The 13,908-nt window shown below is 70.3% G+C and carries 12 protein-coding genes; 6 read left to right on the top strand and 6 right to left on the bottom strand.

Annotated elements, in window-relative coordinates; all coding sequences use genetic code 11:
- The first annotated feature begins 5 nt into the window (after positions 1 to 5).
- The 5 genes from uvrB (at position 6) to AC07C1_RS19730 (ending at position 7,339) form a co-directional block, all read left to right on the top strand.
- Positions 6 to 2,162, top strand: coding sequence for an excinuclease ABC subunit UvrB (gene uvrB, locus AC07C1_RS19710; RefSeq protein ID WP_478940591.1), 2,157 nt, complete (start codon positions 6 to 8; stop codon positions 2,160 to 2,162).
- Between the two features lie 157 nt (positions 2,163 to 2,319).
- Complete coding sequence (locus AC07C1_RS19715) at positions 2,320 to 2,898, top strand: TerD family protein (RefSeq protein ID WP_478940593.1); 579 nt, start codon at positions 2,320 to 2,322, stop codon at positions 2,896 to 2,898.
- A gap of 66 nt (positions 2,899 to 2,964) precedes the next feature.
- Entirely contained in the window at positions 2,965 to 4,941 is a 1,977-nt protein-coding gene (locus tag AC07C1_RS19720; RefSeq protein WP_478940872.1) for a TerD family protein, read from the top strand.
- Between the two features lie 234 nt (positions 4,942 to 5,175).
- Entirely contained in the window at positions 5,176 to 6,165 is a 990-nt protein-coding gene (locus AC07C1_RS19725; RefSeq protein ID WP_478940595.1) for a TerC family protein, read from the top strand.
- Positions 6,166 to 6,238: 73 nt separating this feature from the next.
- Complete coding sequence (locus tag AC07C1_RS19730; protein WP_478940596.1) at positions 6,239 to 7,339, top strand: calcium:cation antiporter; 1,101 nt, start codon at positions 6,239 to 6,241, stop codon at positions 7,337 to 7,339.
- A gap of 72 nt (positions 7,340 to 7,411) precedes the next feature.
- Here the strand turns inward: AC07C1_RS19730 and AC07C1_RS19735 are convergent, their stop codons facing one another.
- On the bottom strand, positions 7,412 to 8,683 hold the full coding sequence (locus AC07C1_RS19735; RefSeq protein WP_478940874.1) for an MFS transporter: 1,272 nt from the start codon (positions 8,681 to 8,683) through the stop codon (positions 7,412 to 7,414).
- Positions 8,684 to 8,892: 209 nt separating this feature from the next.
- Here AC07C1_RS19735 and aroQ point away from each other — a divergent pair, with 209 nt between their 5' ends.
- Complete coding sequence (gene aroQ, locus AC07C1_RS19740) at positions 8,893 to 9,366, top strand: type II 3-dehydroquinate dehydratase (RefSeq protein WP_478940598.1); 474 nt, start codon at positions 8,893 to 8,895, stop codon at positions 9,364 to 9,366.
- A 9-nt stretch (positions 9,367 to 9,375) separates the two neighbouring features.
- Here aroQ and AC07C1_RS19745 read toward each other — a convergent pair whose 3' ends face one another.
- From AC07C1_RS19745 to AC07C1_RS19765, 5 genes are all read right to left on the bottom strand, one after another.
- Positions 9,376 to 10,128 carry an amino acid ABC transporter ATP-binding protein gene (locus tag AC07C1_RS19745; RefSeq protein WP_478940600.1) on the bottom strand — a complete coding sequence of 251 codons (753 nt, stop codon included), beginning with the start codon at positions 10,126 to 10,128 and terminating at the stop codon, positions 9,376 to 9,378.
- On the bottom strand, positions 10,125 to 11,060 hold the full coding sequence (locus AC07C1_RS19750; protein ID WP_478940601.1) for an amino acid ABC transporter permease: 936 nt from the start codon (positions 11,058 to 11,060) through the stop codon (positions 10,125 to 10,127). Before AC07C1_RS19750 ends, AC07C1_RS19745 begins: the two co-directional genes overlap by 4 nt.
- Complete coding sequence (locus AC07C1_RS19755) at positions 11,057 to 11,941, bottom strand: ABC transporter substrate-binding protein (RefSeq protein WP_478940603.1); 885 nt, start codon at positions 11,939 to 11,941, stop codon at positions 11,057 to 11,059. The genes AC07C1_RS19750 and AC07C1_RS19755 overlap by 4 nt, the downstream gene beginning before the upstream one ends.
- A 378-nt stretch (positions 11,942 to 12,319) precedes the next feature.
- On the bottom strand, positions 12,320 to 12,976 hold the full coding sequence (locus AC07C1_RS19760; RefSeq protein ID WP_478940605.1) for an MBL fold metallo-hydrolase: 657 nt from the start codon (positions 12,974 to 12,976) through the stop codon (positions 12,320 to 12,322).
- 45 nt (positions 12,977 to 13,021) lie between these two features.
- Positions 13,022 to 13,708, bottom strand: a complete 687-nt coding sequence (locus tag AC07C1_RS19765) for a maleylpyruvate isomerase family mycothiol-dependent enzyme (RefSeq protein WP_478940606.1) — start codon at positions 13,706 to 13,708, stop codon at positions 13,022 to 13,024.
- Positions 13,709 to 13,908 lie beyond the last annotated feature (200 nt).

Raw genomic sequence — 13,908 nt, forward strand, 5'->3', positions numbered from 1 at the left:
ATGCCATGCGGCCCGTTTCCCACATCGAACGCACGGTGGCGCCCTTCGAGGTCGTCAGCCCCTACCAGCCCAGCGGCGACCAGCCGGCGGCCATCGCCGACCTGGCCAAGCGCATCGAGGCCGGTGAGAAGGACGTCGTCCTGCTCGGCGCGACCGGCACCGGCAAATCCGCCACCACGGCGTGGATGATCGAGAAGCTCCAGCGCCCCACCCTCGTGATGGCGCCGAACAAGACGCTGGCCGCCCAGCTGGCCAACGAGTTCCGCGAGCTCCTGCCCAACAACGCGGTCGAGTACTTCGTCTCGTACTACGACTACTACCAGCCCGAGGCCTACGTCCCGCAGTCGGACACCTACATCGAGAAGGACTCCTCGATCAACGAGGAGGTCGAGCGCCTGCGCCACTCGGCGACGAACTCGCTGCTCACCCGCCGCGACGTCATCGTCGTCGCCTCGGTGTCCTGCATCTACGGCCTCGGTACTCCGCAGGAGTACGTCGACCGGATGGTCCCCCTCCGGGTCGGCGACGAGATCGACCGCGACGAGCTGCTGCGCCGCTTCGTCGACATCCAGTACACACGCAACGACATGGCCTTCAGCCGGGGCACCTTCCGGGTCCGCGGCGACACCATCGAGATCTTCCCGGTCTACGAGGAGCTGGCCGTCCGCATCGAGATGTTCGGCGACGAGATCGAGGCGCTGTCGACACTGCACCCGCTCACCGGCGAGATCATCAGCGACGACCAGCACCTGTACGTCTTCCCCGCCTCCCACTACGTCGCCGGTCCCGAGCGCATGGAGCGGGCCGTCAACGACATAGAGAAGGAGCTGGGCGAGCGCCTGGCCGAGCTGGAGAAGCAGGGCAAGCTCCTGGAGGCCCAGCGCCTGAGGATGCGCACCACGTACGACCTCGAGATGCTCCGCCAGATCGGCACCTGCTCCGGCGTGGAGAACTACTCGATGCACTTCGACGGCCGCTCGCCCGGCTCCCCGCCCAACACCCTGCTGGACTACTTCCCGGACGACTTCCTGCTCGTCATCGACGAGTCGCACGTCACGGTCCCGCAGATCGGCGCCATGTACGAGGGCGACGCCTCCCGCAAGCGCACCCTGGTCGACCACGGCTTCCGGCTGCCCTCGGCCCTGGACAACCGTCCGCTGAAGTGGGAGGAGTTCCAGGAGCGCATCGGGCAGACCGTCTACCTGTCGGCGACCCCGGGCACCTACGAACTGTCCCGTGGCGACGGCGTCGTGGAGCAGATCATCCGTCCGACGGGCCTGGTCGACCCGGAGGTCGTGGTCAAACCGACCGAGGGCCAGATCGACGACCTGGTGCACGAGATCCGCAAGCGCACCGAGAAGGACGAGCGCGTCCTGGTCACCACGCTCACCAAGAAGATGGCCGAGGACCTCACCGACTACTTCCTGGAACTCGGCATCCAGGTGCGCTACCTGCACAGCGATGTCGACACCCTGCGCCGCGTCGAGCTGCTGCGCGAGCTGCGCTCCGGAGAGTTCGACGTCCTGGTCGGCATCAACCTGCTGCGCGAGGGTCTCGACCTCCCCGAGGTGTCCCTGGTGGCCATCCTCGACGCCGACAAGGAGGGCTTCCTGCGCTCCGGAACCTCGCTGATCCAGACCATCGGCCGAGCGGCGCGCAACGTCTCCGGCCAGGTCCACATGTACGCCGACAAGATCACCCCGGCGATGGAGAAGGCCATCGAGGAGACCAACCGCCGCCGGGAGAAGCAGGTCGCGTACAACAAGGCCCGCGGCATCGACCCGCAGCCGCTGCGCAAGAAGATCAACGACATCGTCGCGCAGATCGCCCGGGAAGAGGTCGACACCGAGCAGCTGCTCGGCTCCGGCTACCGCAAGCTCAAGGACGGGAAGGGCGCCAAGGCTCCCGTACCGTCGCTCGGCGACAAGGCGGCCAAGGGGGCGAAGGCCGGAAAAGCCGCCAAGTCCGCCAAGGGCAAGGCGGGGGCCACGGTGCCCACGGACCGCCCGGCGGCCGAACTCGCCGAGCAGATCGAGGAGATGACCGAACGCATGCGCGCCGCCGCCGCCGAGCTGCAGTTCGAGATCGCCGCCCGGCTGCGCGACGAGGTCTCCGAGATGAAGAAGGAACTGCGCCAGATGCGCGAGGCAGGCATCGCCTGAGTCCGCCGCCACCGTGCCGGACCTCGGCATATGCGCCAAGTGTTGCAACACCGACACAAAGCGCGGGCCGGGGTTCGGCACTGTCGGTGCCCCTGCGTAGGGTTCTGGACAACCGCGCGATGCGCGGCAACAGGGGACGTCGAGAGGGGAACCAGCCGTGTCCGTCAACTTGACCAAGGGTCAGGCCATCAGTCTGGAGAAGAACGACGGGGCAACCCTGACCGCGGTCCGCATGGGGCTCGGCTGGCAGGCGGCGAAGCGGCGCGGCCTGTTCGGTTCCCGCACGCGTGAGATCGACCTGGACGCCTCGGCGGTCCTCTTCGCCGAGAAGCAGCCGGTCGACGTGGTCTTCTTCCGCCACTTGGTGAGCGATGACGGTTCCGTGCGCCACACCGGCGACAACCTCGTGGGTGGTGTCGGCCAGGGCGGGGACGACGAGGCGATCCTGGTGGACCTGCAGCGCGTTCCGGTCCACATCGACCAGATCGTCTTCACCGTGAACTCCTTCACGGGCCAGACCTTCCAAGAGGTGGAGAACGCGTTCTGCCGCCTCGTGGACGAGACCAACGGCCAGGAACTCGCCCGCTACACGCTGGCCGGCGGCGGCCAGTACACCGCCCAGATCATGGCCAAGGTGCACCGGTCGGGCGCCAGTTGGACGATGACCGCCCTGGGCACCCCGGCAAACGGCCGCACCTTCCAGGACCTGATGCCGGCGATCCTGCCGCATCTGTAGGCCGGGACCCGGACCGCCCGCACCCACGGGCGGGTGCACGACAACACGACACAGGGGGCGACGGCGATGACGGCCGAGCTGGTGAGGGGGCAGAACCACCCGCTGTCCCAGGTCCGGCTGACGATCCGGATCTCGGCCGGAGTGCCGGTCCTCGCCGGAGCCGCACTCGGCGACGAGAACGGCACGGTGCACGGCCCACAGTGGGTGGCCCACCCCGGTGCGCCCGCGCTGCCCGGCGTCGAGGTGGCCCGGCAGGCCGCCGCCGAACATCGCCTGGCCGTCGACCTGACCGCCCTGCCCGAGGCCGTGCACCGCGTCGGTGTGTTCCTCGTCCTGCCCGCCGGGACCGCGGGACCGCTCCGGTTCGGTGCCGTGCCCGCCCCGCACACCTCGGTAGAGGGTCCTGACGGCACCGAACTGGCCTGCTACACCCTCACCGGACTGGACGCCGAGGCCGCCGTCATCGCCCTGGAGCTCTACCGCCGCCAGGGCGCCTGGAAGCTGCGCGCGATGGGCCAGGGCTACGCGGACGGTCTCCCCGCGCTCCTGGCCGACCAGGGGCTGCGCGAGGCCGGTGAGCTCGCGGCCGCCGTCCAGGAGGCGGCGGCCCAGAGCCTGGCCCGCGTGATCCCCGCCCCGTCCTCCACGCCCGCGCCTCAGGACGTCTCCGCCCCGCCGCGTGAGGTCTCCGCGCCTCAGGACGCCTCCGTGTCAGGGACGACAGAGGCGACGCCCTCGTACGATCCCCGGCACACGTCCCACGACGGCCGGAACCCGTACGAGGTCCAGGCCCCCGGAGCCGGACCCCGACCGCTGGGCCTCGGCGGCCCGGTCGACTACACGCACTCCCGCCGCCACAGCGCCACTCCGCCGCCAACGCCCTCCGCGGCCCCGGCGACCGACGGTCAGCCCGCGCAGCCCGTCGCCGGTGACGCCGTGGGCTGGTCGATGGAGGAACGGCTGTACAACCAGGTCTGGGGCATGTTCGAGGACCTGGCCCGGACCACGGCCGCCTATCGCAGCGCCGTCGACTTCGCCGATTCCCGCATGGAGAGGGAAGTCGACCAGGCCCTCGCCGACCCTCGGGGCCGGCTCGGCACATCTGGAGAGACCGCGCGGGAGACCGCGCACGCCCGTCGGGCCCACCTGGTCGACCAGGCGCGCGCGGCCCTCGACCGCGACCTCGCCCAGCTCACCGCAGAGGCGGAGGTGGTCGAGCCCGCGCTCCCGCCCGCGTACGCCGGCTGGGACAGCCCTGTCTGGCACGGCTACCGCGTGCCTGCAGAGCCGCCGATGGCTCTGCGACTCGGCGATCTCCACCTTCCCGAAAGCGTGCCGCTGCGCATCCCGATGCTGGTCAGGCTGCCACTGGAGCGAGGTCTGTGGATTGACAGCGGTCCGACGGCAGCGCTCGATGACTCCCTCCCGGACTCCGCCGAGCTGCGGCACCTGGCCATGGCCGCGGCCGTCGCGCTCGCGGCCCGGCTGCTCGCCGTGCACCCCGCGGGGGAGTTCGCCGTGCACGTCATCGACCCGGCCGGTGCCGGGGCGGCGGCGCTTCTGCCGCTGGCGGGAGCCGGAGTGCTCGCCACTGCGCCCGAGACCGGGGCGGCGGGGGTGACGCGGGTGCTGGAGACGCTCACCCGGCGGGTCGACCTGCTGCAGATGGCGGTGCGGGCCGGCGCGGCCGCGTCGCTGCCGGCCGATGTCGACACCGCGCAGCAGCTGCTGATCGTCAACGACTTCCCGCACGGGTTCGACGACCGGGCGGTCACCCGGCTGCGTTACGTCGCCGACGAGGGCCCGGCGGTCGGCGTCCACCTGCTGATGGTCGCGGACCGCCGGGACGCCGCCGCCTACGGCCCCCTGCTCGACCCGCTGTGGCGTTCGCTGATGCGACTCACCCCCGTGCCCGACGACCACCTCGCGGATCCTTGGGTCGGCCACGCATGGACGTACGAACCCTCGCTCGTGCCGGCCGGTAGCCAGATAGTCCAGCGGGTGCTCGCCGAGGTGGCGAGAGCGCTGGCCAAGCGCAGGTAAAGATGCGTTGGCCAGGCAATTTGGTCATTCTTTTACTTATCCCTTTACCTTTCCTTGGTGATTGGGGTACTGTTCTTCGTGCGGAGGGGAGTACTCCCTGACTGCGGCGCACCCGTCAGTACGGACCGGTTCCGGTCCCGGGGCGTCGGCCCCGCGCGGGTGGAAGAGACCTCCGGCAGTGACACCGCTCATGTGTTTGCCGTTCCGTAATCCGGAGGTGCAGTGGAAGTCTCCATGACCCTGTGGGTCCTTACCGTCCTGGGTCTCGCCGCCCTGATCGCCGTCGACTTCTTCATCGGTCGCAAGCCCCATGAGGTGTCGATCAAGGAAGCCGGCATCTGGACCGTCGTCTGGATCGCCCTGGCCGGGCTGTTCGGCCTGGGTCTCCTCGCCTTCGGTGGCGGACACCCGGCCGGTGAGTTCTTCGCCGGCTTCATCACCGAGAAATCGCTGAGCGTCGACAACCTCTTCGTCTTCGTCCTGATCATGGCGAAGTTCGCGGTACCCACCCGGTACCAGCAGCGTGTGCTGCTCGTCGGTGTCCTCATAGCCCTGGTTCTGCGTGCCGTCTTCATCGCCGCGGGAGCCGCGATCCTGGGCAGCTTCTCCTGGGTGTTCTACCTGTTCGGTGCCTTCCTGATCTGGACCGCCTGGAAGCTCGTCAAGGAGGCCCGCGCCGAGGAGGAGGACGAGGAGTACGAGGAGAACAAGGTGCTGAAGGCCGCGGAACGCAGGTTCGGCGTGGCCGACCGGTACCACGGCACCAAGCTGTGGATCCAGCAGAACGGCAAGCGGGTCATGACGCCGATGCTTGTCGTGATGCTCGCCATCGGCACCACGGACGTCCTGTTCGCCCTGGACTCCATCCCCGCGATCTTCGGTCTGACCCAGGACCCGTACATCGTGTTCACCGCCAACGCCTTCGCCCTGATGGGTCTGCGTCAGCTGTACTTCCTCATCGGCGGTCTGCTGAAGAAGCTGGTCCACCTCTCCTACGGCCTGTCGATCATCCTCGGCTTCATCGGCGTCAAGCTGGTGCTGCACGCACTGCACGAGTCCGGTGTCCATGTGCCCGAGATCAGCATCCCGGTCTCGCTCGGCGTGATCTGCGCCGTGCTGGTCGTCACCACGATCACCAGCCTGATGGCCACCCGGAGACAGGTGGCCGTCGAGGCGGAGCGCACCGGCGGCCAAGCCGCTCCGAAGGACAGGGCCGACGCCTGACCGCGCCGACGGGGCGAGAGGTCTCCGAAAAGGGCGGACTGCGAATCTTGTACCTCTCTGCGACCATCGCGGCATGATCACTCGGCTGCGGTCGCTCACCAGCCAATGGACGCTCCTCGTGCCGGTGCTCGCGGTCGTCCTGCTGGTCTTCAGCTGGGGCCGTCACCTGCCCGGCCCGGTCGTCGCCCTGGTGACCCTGGTGCTCGCCGGCTCCGTCCTGGCGGCGGTGCACCACGCCGAGGTGGTCGCCCACCGGGTCGGCGAGCCTTTCGGCTCCCTGGTGCTCGCCCTCGCCGTCACGGTCATCGAGGTGGCACTGATCGTGACCCTCATGGCCGACGGCGGCGGCAAGAGTTCCACTCTGGCGCGGGACACCGTCTTCGCCGCCGTGATGATCACCTGCAACGGCATCGTCGGGATCTGTCTGCTCGTCGCCTCGCTGCGGCACGGCACCGCGGTCTTCAACCCGGAGGGCACCGGCGCCGCCCTGGCGACCGTGGCGACCCTGGCCACGCTCAGCCTGGTCCTGCCGACGTTCACGACCAGCACGCCCGGACCCGAGTTCTCCACCGTGCAGCTGACGTTCGCAGCCGTGTCCTCGCTGATCCTCTACGGCCTGTTCGTGGCCACCCAGACCGTACGCCACCGGGACTACTTCCTGCCGATCACCCGGCAGGGCGAGGTCATCACCACCGACAACCACGCCGAGCCCCCGTCCGGGCGCACCGCGTGGATCAGCCTCGGCCTGCTCGGGCTGGCCCTGATCGGCGTCGTCGGCCTGGCCAAGGGTGTGTCGCCCACCATCGAGTCGGGCGTGGGGGCGGCGGGACTGGACCAGGCCGTCGTCGGTGTCATCATCGCCCTGCTGGTCCTGCTTCCCGAGACGATCGCCGCGCTGCGCTCGGCCCGCCGTGACCGGGTGCAGACGAGCCTCAACCTCGCGCTCGGCTCCGCGATGGCCAGCATCGGCCTGACGATCCCGGCGGTGGCGCTCGCCTCCGTCTGGCTGTCCGGGCCCCTCGTCCTGGGCCTCGGCTCGACCGGCATGCTGCTGCTCGCACTGACCGTCGTCGTCGCCTCCCTGACGGTCGTGCCCGGACGGGCCACCCCCTTGCAGGGCGGTGTCCACCTGGTGCTGTTCGCGGCCTACCTGGAGCTGGCGATCAACCCCTGACGCACGGCGGGACGACCGGCCTGCCGCGGTCATGGGCCCCGGTGCACACGCGTGGGGGCGGCGCCACCGCGGTCATCCCGTGGCCGGCTCGGCCGCCGGCACGGGGACCGGCCGTGTCTCCGGCAGCAGCGCGAAGCACCCCAGGCTGAGCAGCGCGATGCCCGTCAGATACGCGCCCACGCCCCACGGGACGCGCCCGCCGTGTTCCGCGAGCGCCGTGGCCACGATCGGGGTGAGGGCGCCGCCGAGGACCCCACCGAGGTTGTAGCCGACCGCCGCCCCCGTGCAGCGCACCCGCGCCTCGTAGAGCTCCGGCAAGTAGGCGGCGATCACCGCGAACATGGTGACGAAGGCGAGCAGGGCGCCCAGGATGCCGACGAACATCAGCAGGGGTTCACCGGTGGCCAGCAACGCGACCATCGGGAACATCCACAGGGCACAGGCGGCGCAGCCTGCCAGACACATCGGCCGGCGCCCGTAGCGGTCACCGCACAGCGCCATGACGGGCGTGAGTGCTCCCTTCACCACCACCGCGGCCATGACACAGGTCAGCATGACCGTCCGACTCACGCCGAGCCGTTCCGTGGCATACGCCAGCGACCAGGTCGTCACCGCGTAGAACACCGCGTAGCCGGCGGCCAGCGCCCCGGCGGTCAGCAGCACCAGCCGCCCGTGGTGCCGTACGACCTCGACGAGTGGCACGCGCGCGTGGTCGTCGATTTCCAGGAACCGGGGGCTCTCGGCGAGCGACGAGCGCAACCACAGCCCCGCCAGTGCCAGCGCACCGGCCGCCCAGAACGGCACGCGCCACCCCCAGCGCGCGAACTCCGCGTCGGACAGCCCGGCCGACAGTGCGAGCATCACCCCGTTGGCGAGCACGAAGCCGACTGCGGGCCCCACTTGGGGAAAGCACGACCACAGGGCGCGCCGCCCCGCGGGGGCGTGCTCGGCGGTCAGCAGCACGGCCCCGCCCCACTCCCCGCCGAGCCCCAGCCCTTGCAGGAAACGCAGGACCAGCAACAGCACGGGTGCGGCGATGCCGATCGTTTCGTACGACGGCACGCAGCCCACCGCGACCGTCGAGGCACCGGTCAGCAGCAGCGAGACGACGAGCACCGGCCGCCGCCCGCGCCGGTCGCCGAAGTGCCCGAACGCCACCGCGCCCAGCGGCCGGGCCAGGAAGCCCACCCCGAACGTCCCGAATGCCGCCAGCGTCCCCGCGAGCGGCGAGAACGTCGGGAAGAACAGCGGCCCCAGGACCAGGGCGGCCGCGGTCCCGTAGACGAAGAAGTCGTAGAACTCGATCGCGGTCCCGGCGAGTGAGGCGGCGGCGAGCCGCGACATGGACGGTGCGCTCACGGCGCGTACATCGTGCATGCCGCGACAACTACCCGGGGTGATCACCGGTTACGGGAGCGTGCGGTGGTGATCACCGATGCCGGAGCGTGCGCCGAGGCGGCGGCGCCCGCGGCCGGCCGCCCGCTCGGTCCGGCGTGATAGACCGGGTGCGAGCAGCGGTCGTCGACACACCGCCCGAACGGACCGGAGGAACCGTGCCCCGCACCCTGGCCAATGCCCCGATCATGATCCTCAACGGGCCCAATCTGAACCTGCTCGGCCAGCGTCAGCCCGAGATCTACGGCAAGGACACGCTGGCCGACGTGGCGGCGCTGTGCGCCAAGGCGGCGGCCGCGCACGGCGGCACGGTGGACTTCCGGCAGTCCAACCACGAGGGCGAACTGGTCGACTGGATCCACGAGGCGCGCCTCAGTCACTGCGGCATCGTCATCAACCCCGGTGCCTACTCGCACACGTCGGTCGCCATCCTGGACGCACTCAACACGTGCGACGGGATGCCCGTGCTGGAGGTGCACATCTCCAACATCCACCAGCGCGAATCGTTCCGGCACCACTCCTACGTCTCCCTGCGCGCCGACGGCGTGATCGCGGGCTGCGGGGTGCAGGGCTACGTGTTCGGCGTCGAGCGGGTCGCGGCTCTGGTGGGGACGGCGCGGGCCGACGCATAGCCCTGACTCCTACAGGCGGCCGGCCTCCACGATCCGCCGCAGGAAGCGCCGGGTGCGCTCCTGCTGCGGGTGACCGAAGAGCTGCTCGGCGGTGCCCCGCTCCAGCACGACGCCATCGTCCAGAAAACAAACCTGGTCGGCGACGTCCCGGGCGAACCCCATCTCGTGCGTCGCCAGCACCATGGTCATGCCCTCGTCCTTCAGGCCCCGGACCACTTCCAGTACCTCACCCACGAGTTCGGGGTCGAGCGCGGCCGTGATCTCGTCCAGCAGCAACAGCCGGGGCCGTACGGCAAGGGCCCGTAGGATCGCCACACGCTGCTGCTGGCCGCCGCTGAGCCGGTCCGGGTAGGCGTCGGCCTTTCCGGCGAGGCCCAGACGCTCCAGCAGCTCCCTGGCCCGCTCCTCGGCCTCGGCGCGCGGGACGCCGTGCACCCGGCGCGGGGCGAGCGTGATGTTGTCCAGCACGGTCATGTGCGGGAAGAGGTTGTACGCCTGGAAGACCACGCCGATCCGGCGCCGTACCGCGTCCTGGTCGGCCCGTGGATCGGTGATCTCCTCGCCGTCCAGCCAGATCGCGCCGTCGTCGATCTCCTCCAGAAGGTTGGCGCAGCGCAGCAGCGTGGACTTGCCGGAGCCGGAGGCACCGATCAGCGCGGTCACCGTGCGCGGGGCGACCTCCAGATCGACGTCCCGCAGCACGACGGAGCCGCCGAACGTCTTGCGGACGGACTCCAGACGCAGGACAGGTGCGTCGCTCATAGGGATCCTCCCTGGGCCCGCTGACGGTCCATCCGGGCCGTCACCCAGTCCGTGAAGCGGGTCATCGGGATGGTCAGGGCCACGAACACCAGCCCCGCGACGATGTACGGCGTGTAGTTCAGACTGCGGCCCACGATGATGTCGGCCGCCCGTACGGCGTCCACCGCGCCGCCGATCGACACCAGACCGGTGTCCTTCTGCAGCGACACCAGGTCGTTGAGCAGCGGCGGCACCTGCCGGCGCACCGCCTGCGGCAGCACCACATGGCGCAGGGCCTGCCGGTTCGTCAGGCCCAGCGAGCGGGCCGCCGCCCGCTGGGAGGGGTGGATGGACTCGATGCCGGCCCGGAAGACCTCCGCCACGTAGGCCGAGTACGTCAGCGTCAGCGCCGTACCGCCGAGCAGCACCGGATCGACCGTGACGCCCTGCAGGCGCAGCGCGGGCACGCCCAGAACCACGATCATCAGGTTGATGATCAGCGGCAGGCCGCGGAAGAAGTCGGTGTACGCCGCCGCCAGCACCCGCAGCGGGAAGAACGCCGGGCCGCGCAGGGTCCGGGCGACGGCGATCAACATGCCGAGGACCAGGACGGCGACGCCGCAGATCAGGAGCAGACGGACGTTCAGCCACAGCCCTTCGAGAACCTTGGGGAACGCCTCGCGCGCGTACTCCGCGCTGAAGAAGGTCTCCTTGGTGCGCGGCCAGCCCGGCGCGTTGACGACGACCAGGTAGAGCACGACCGCCGTGACGAGGGTCGAGAGCGCCGCGACGGCCGCGGCGCGGCGGGCACGCGCGCGTTTGTAGCGCTCGCGGCCCAGGCGCCGCTCGGAGGGTACGTACCCGTCGGCGGCGGCACCGTCGCCGGCGCCGCCCGTCGTGTCACCCTTGTCGTCCGCCCCCTCCCGGGCCGACTCGCCCTTGGTGACGGTCACTTGAGTACCGGGGCGTCGACGGCGTCGGAGAGCCACTGCTTCTCGAGCTTCGCCAGGGTGCCGTCCTTGCGCAGGGCGTCGACGGCGCCGCTCACGCACGAGGTGAGCGAGCTGCCCTTGTCCAGCACGAGCCCGAACTGCTCGGGCGTACCGCCCTGGTTCTCGAACTGGCCGACGATCTTCGCGTTCGTCACCTCGGCAGCGGTGATGTAGAACGCGGTCGGCAGGTCGGTGACGACGGCGTCCACCTGACCGTTCTTCAGCGCCGACTTGGCCTGGTCGTTCTTCGCGTAGGCGGCGGGCTGCTGCTTCGGCTTCACCACGTCGTCGATGTAGTCGAGGCTCGTCGTGCCCACCTGCGCACCCAGCTTGAGGTCCTTCAGGTCCTCGACGCTCGCCGCCTTGGCGGCCTTGCTGCCCTTGAGCGCGATGACGGCCTGGCGCACGTCGTAGTAGCCGGAGGAGAAGTCCACGGCCTTCTTGCGCTCGGTGCTGATCGACACCTGGTTGATGTCGAAGTCGAAGGTCTTCACGCCGGGGGCGAACGCCTTGTTGAACGGCACGCTCTGCCACACGACCGCGCTCTTGTCGTACCCCAGTCGCTTCGCCACGGCGTAGGCCACCGCCGACTCGAAGCCCTTGCCGTCGGCGGGCTTGCCGTCCTTGAACCACGGCTCGTACGCCGGCTCGTCGGTCGCGATCGTCAGCTTTCCGGACGTCTTGGTGGCCAACTTGCCCTGGACGCAGCTCTTCGCGGTCGACCCGGACGGGGTGGCCGACGCCTTCTCCTCGGGCTGCGGAGCACAGCCGACAGCGGTGGCGAGCAGGGCTACGGTGGCGGCGGCTACCGCACGGCGCAGGGCGCGAGGGGCAGGGTGCATGGCGGGAGAGTGGCAGCGAACGCCGCGTTTGTCGAGGTCACGGCGGTGTTTGTCCGCATACTGGGAACGGGTGTTGCGGTCGTGTGAACGGCGGCTGTGGCCTGCGCCCTGGCCTGGGCCGCCGGCCGAGGGCGGGGTGGGAAGACCGGCGGCCCCTACCGCTCAGGAGCCGTCATCCTGTGCGGGGCTGCTACCAGTTGACCGCGCGACACCGGCCTACGGGAGCGCGCACGCGCGCCGGGGTCGTGCGAAGTGTTCACACGGGGCGCGCGGTGCGGTACGGGCCGGGCGCACAGCTCCGCCGTGTGGGCGTACACCACGAGGAACCCACGGACGCCCCCGCACCAGGCCCTTGGAGTCATTGGGCACTCGGCCCCCTCACCACCCGCGCGCGTGCCACTCCGGAAGATGCGGCCGTTCCGCGCCCAGCGTGGTGTCGTTGCCATGGCCGGGGTAGACCCAGGTCTCGTCCGGCAGCACGCCGAAGATCTTCGTCTCCACGTCGTGGATCAGGCTGGCGAACGCCTTCGGGTCCTTGCGCGTGTTGCCGACGCCGCCCGGGAAGAGGCAGTCGCCGGTGAAGACGTGGGGATGGCCGTGCGGGTCGTCGTAGACGAGCGCGATCGAACCCGGGGTGTGCCCGACGAGGTGGCGCGCGGTGAGTTCCACGCGCCCCACCTTGATGACGTCGCCGTCGTCGACGAGGACGTCGGTCGGTACGGGGATTGCGGGGGCGTCCTCGCGGCCGGCGTAGGTACGCGCGCCCGTGCCGGCGACGACCGCGGCGAGCGCCTGCCAGTGGTCGCCGTGCTGGTGCGTGGTGACGACGGACGCGATGCCGTCGTCACCGATCATGCCGAGGAGTACCTCCGCCTCGTTGGCGGCGTCGATCAGAAGCTGCTCGTCGGTGGCCCGGCAGCGCAGCAGATAGGCGTTGTTGTCCATCGGGCCGACCGCGATCTTGGTGATCATCAGGTCTTTCAGCTCGTGCACGTCCGCCGGTCCGCCGACCTTGACCTCTCCGGTGTACGTCATGGCGGCCAGCCTATAGCGGGGAAGCCCCGGCGTACGGCCCTCGTGCTACAGCGGGGGCAACTTCGGGAGGGTCCCGCCCCGCACGTCCAGCGCCGCACCGTCGCGGCGCCCGGCGAGCCAGCCCAGCAGGTGCGCCGGCCGGCCGCTGATCGTGACCTCGGGCTCGTCCGCCGTGCGACCGGTGCGCCACGCGAGCGTGCCGTCCGTGACGCGGGTCGCCGGGACCTCGGCGTGCCCGGAGAACCGCTGCGCGAGGAAGTCGATCTCCCGCTCCGTGAACTCGTCCGGAAGGTCCTCCAGCTCGTAGCCGATCCCGAGGTCCACGTGATGCAGCTCCACCTCGACCCACCGCCGGAACGGCACCCGGGACGCGGAGTCGGTGACCCCGTTGCGCAGCTCCACCGTGCGTGTCCAGTCGGCAGGAGCGTCCCCTGCCGCCTGGAAGCGGGCCCCGCTCTCGCGCAGGTCGGCGAGCTGGACGTCGAGGGGGCGGGGGGCGTCGCGCTCGATGTCGGCGTTTCGCGCCTCGGCGCCGGGGTACATGGGGCGGCCCTGCAGGACGTTCACGAGCGCGTCCGCGTTTCGGGCGAGGTGAGCGAGCACATGCCCCCGGCTCCAGCCGGGGAGCCGTGACGGCTCGGCGAGCGAGACGTTGTCCAGTTCGGCGACCGCGCTCAGGAGCCGTTCGGTCGCGTCACGTACACATGCCAGGTCATGAGCGTGATCAATCATGGTGCTGACCCTAGCCCCGCCACACCTTCGGGTGAAGGCGGTGAACGTTGTCCATGATTCGAATGCGCGTGCTATATGGTCGAGAGCGGCGTCGGGCATGCTGGATGGTCGGGGGTTGTTATGCAACCGGGCAATCCGACCGGCGTTGTCAGTGGCTCCCCCTAGTCTGAAGAAGCACGGGGGCCCCGCCCCTGTCACTT

The organism is Streptomyces sp. NPDC045022, assembly GCF_056432605.1.

Coding starts and splice junctions, on each gene's coding strand:
- uvrB (WP_478940591.1), top strand. CDS start 6: ATGCGGCCCGTTTCCCACATCGAACGCACGGTGGCGCCCTTCGAGGTC.
- AC07C1_RS19720 (WP_478940872.1), top strand. CDS start 2,965: ATGACGGCCGAGCTGGTGAGGGGGCAGAACCACCCGCTGTCCCAGGTC.
- AC07C1_RS19725 (WP_478940595.1), top strand. CDS start 5,176: ATGACCCTGTGGGTCCTTACCGTCCTGGGTCTCGCCGCCCTGATCGCC.
- AC07C1_RS19730 (WP_478940596.1), top strand. CDS start 6,239: ATGATCACTCGGCTGCGGTCGCTCACCAGCCAATGGACGCTCCTCGTG.
- AC07C1_RS19735 (WP_478940874.1), bottom strand. CDS start 8,683: ATGTCGCGGCTCGCCGCCGCCTCACTCGCCGGGACCGCGATCGAGTTC.
- AC07C1_RS19745 (WP_478940600.1), bottom strand. CDS start 10,128: ATGAGCGACGCACCTGTCCTGCGTCTGGAGTCCGTCCGCAAGACGTTC.
- AC07C1_RS19755 (WP_478940603.1), bottom strand. CDS start 11,941: ATGCACCCTGCCCCTCGCGCCCTGCGCCGTGCGGTAGCCGCCGCCACC.
- AC07C1_RS19760 (WP_478940605.1), bottom strand. CDS start 12,976: ATGACGTACACCGGAGAGGTCAAGGTCGGCGGACCGGCGGACGTGCAC.
- AC07C1_RS19765 (WP_478940606.1), bottom strand. CDS start 13,708: ATGATTGATCACGCTCATGACCTGGCATGTGTACGTGACGCGACCGAA.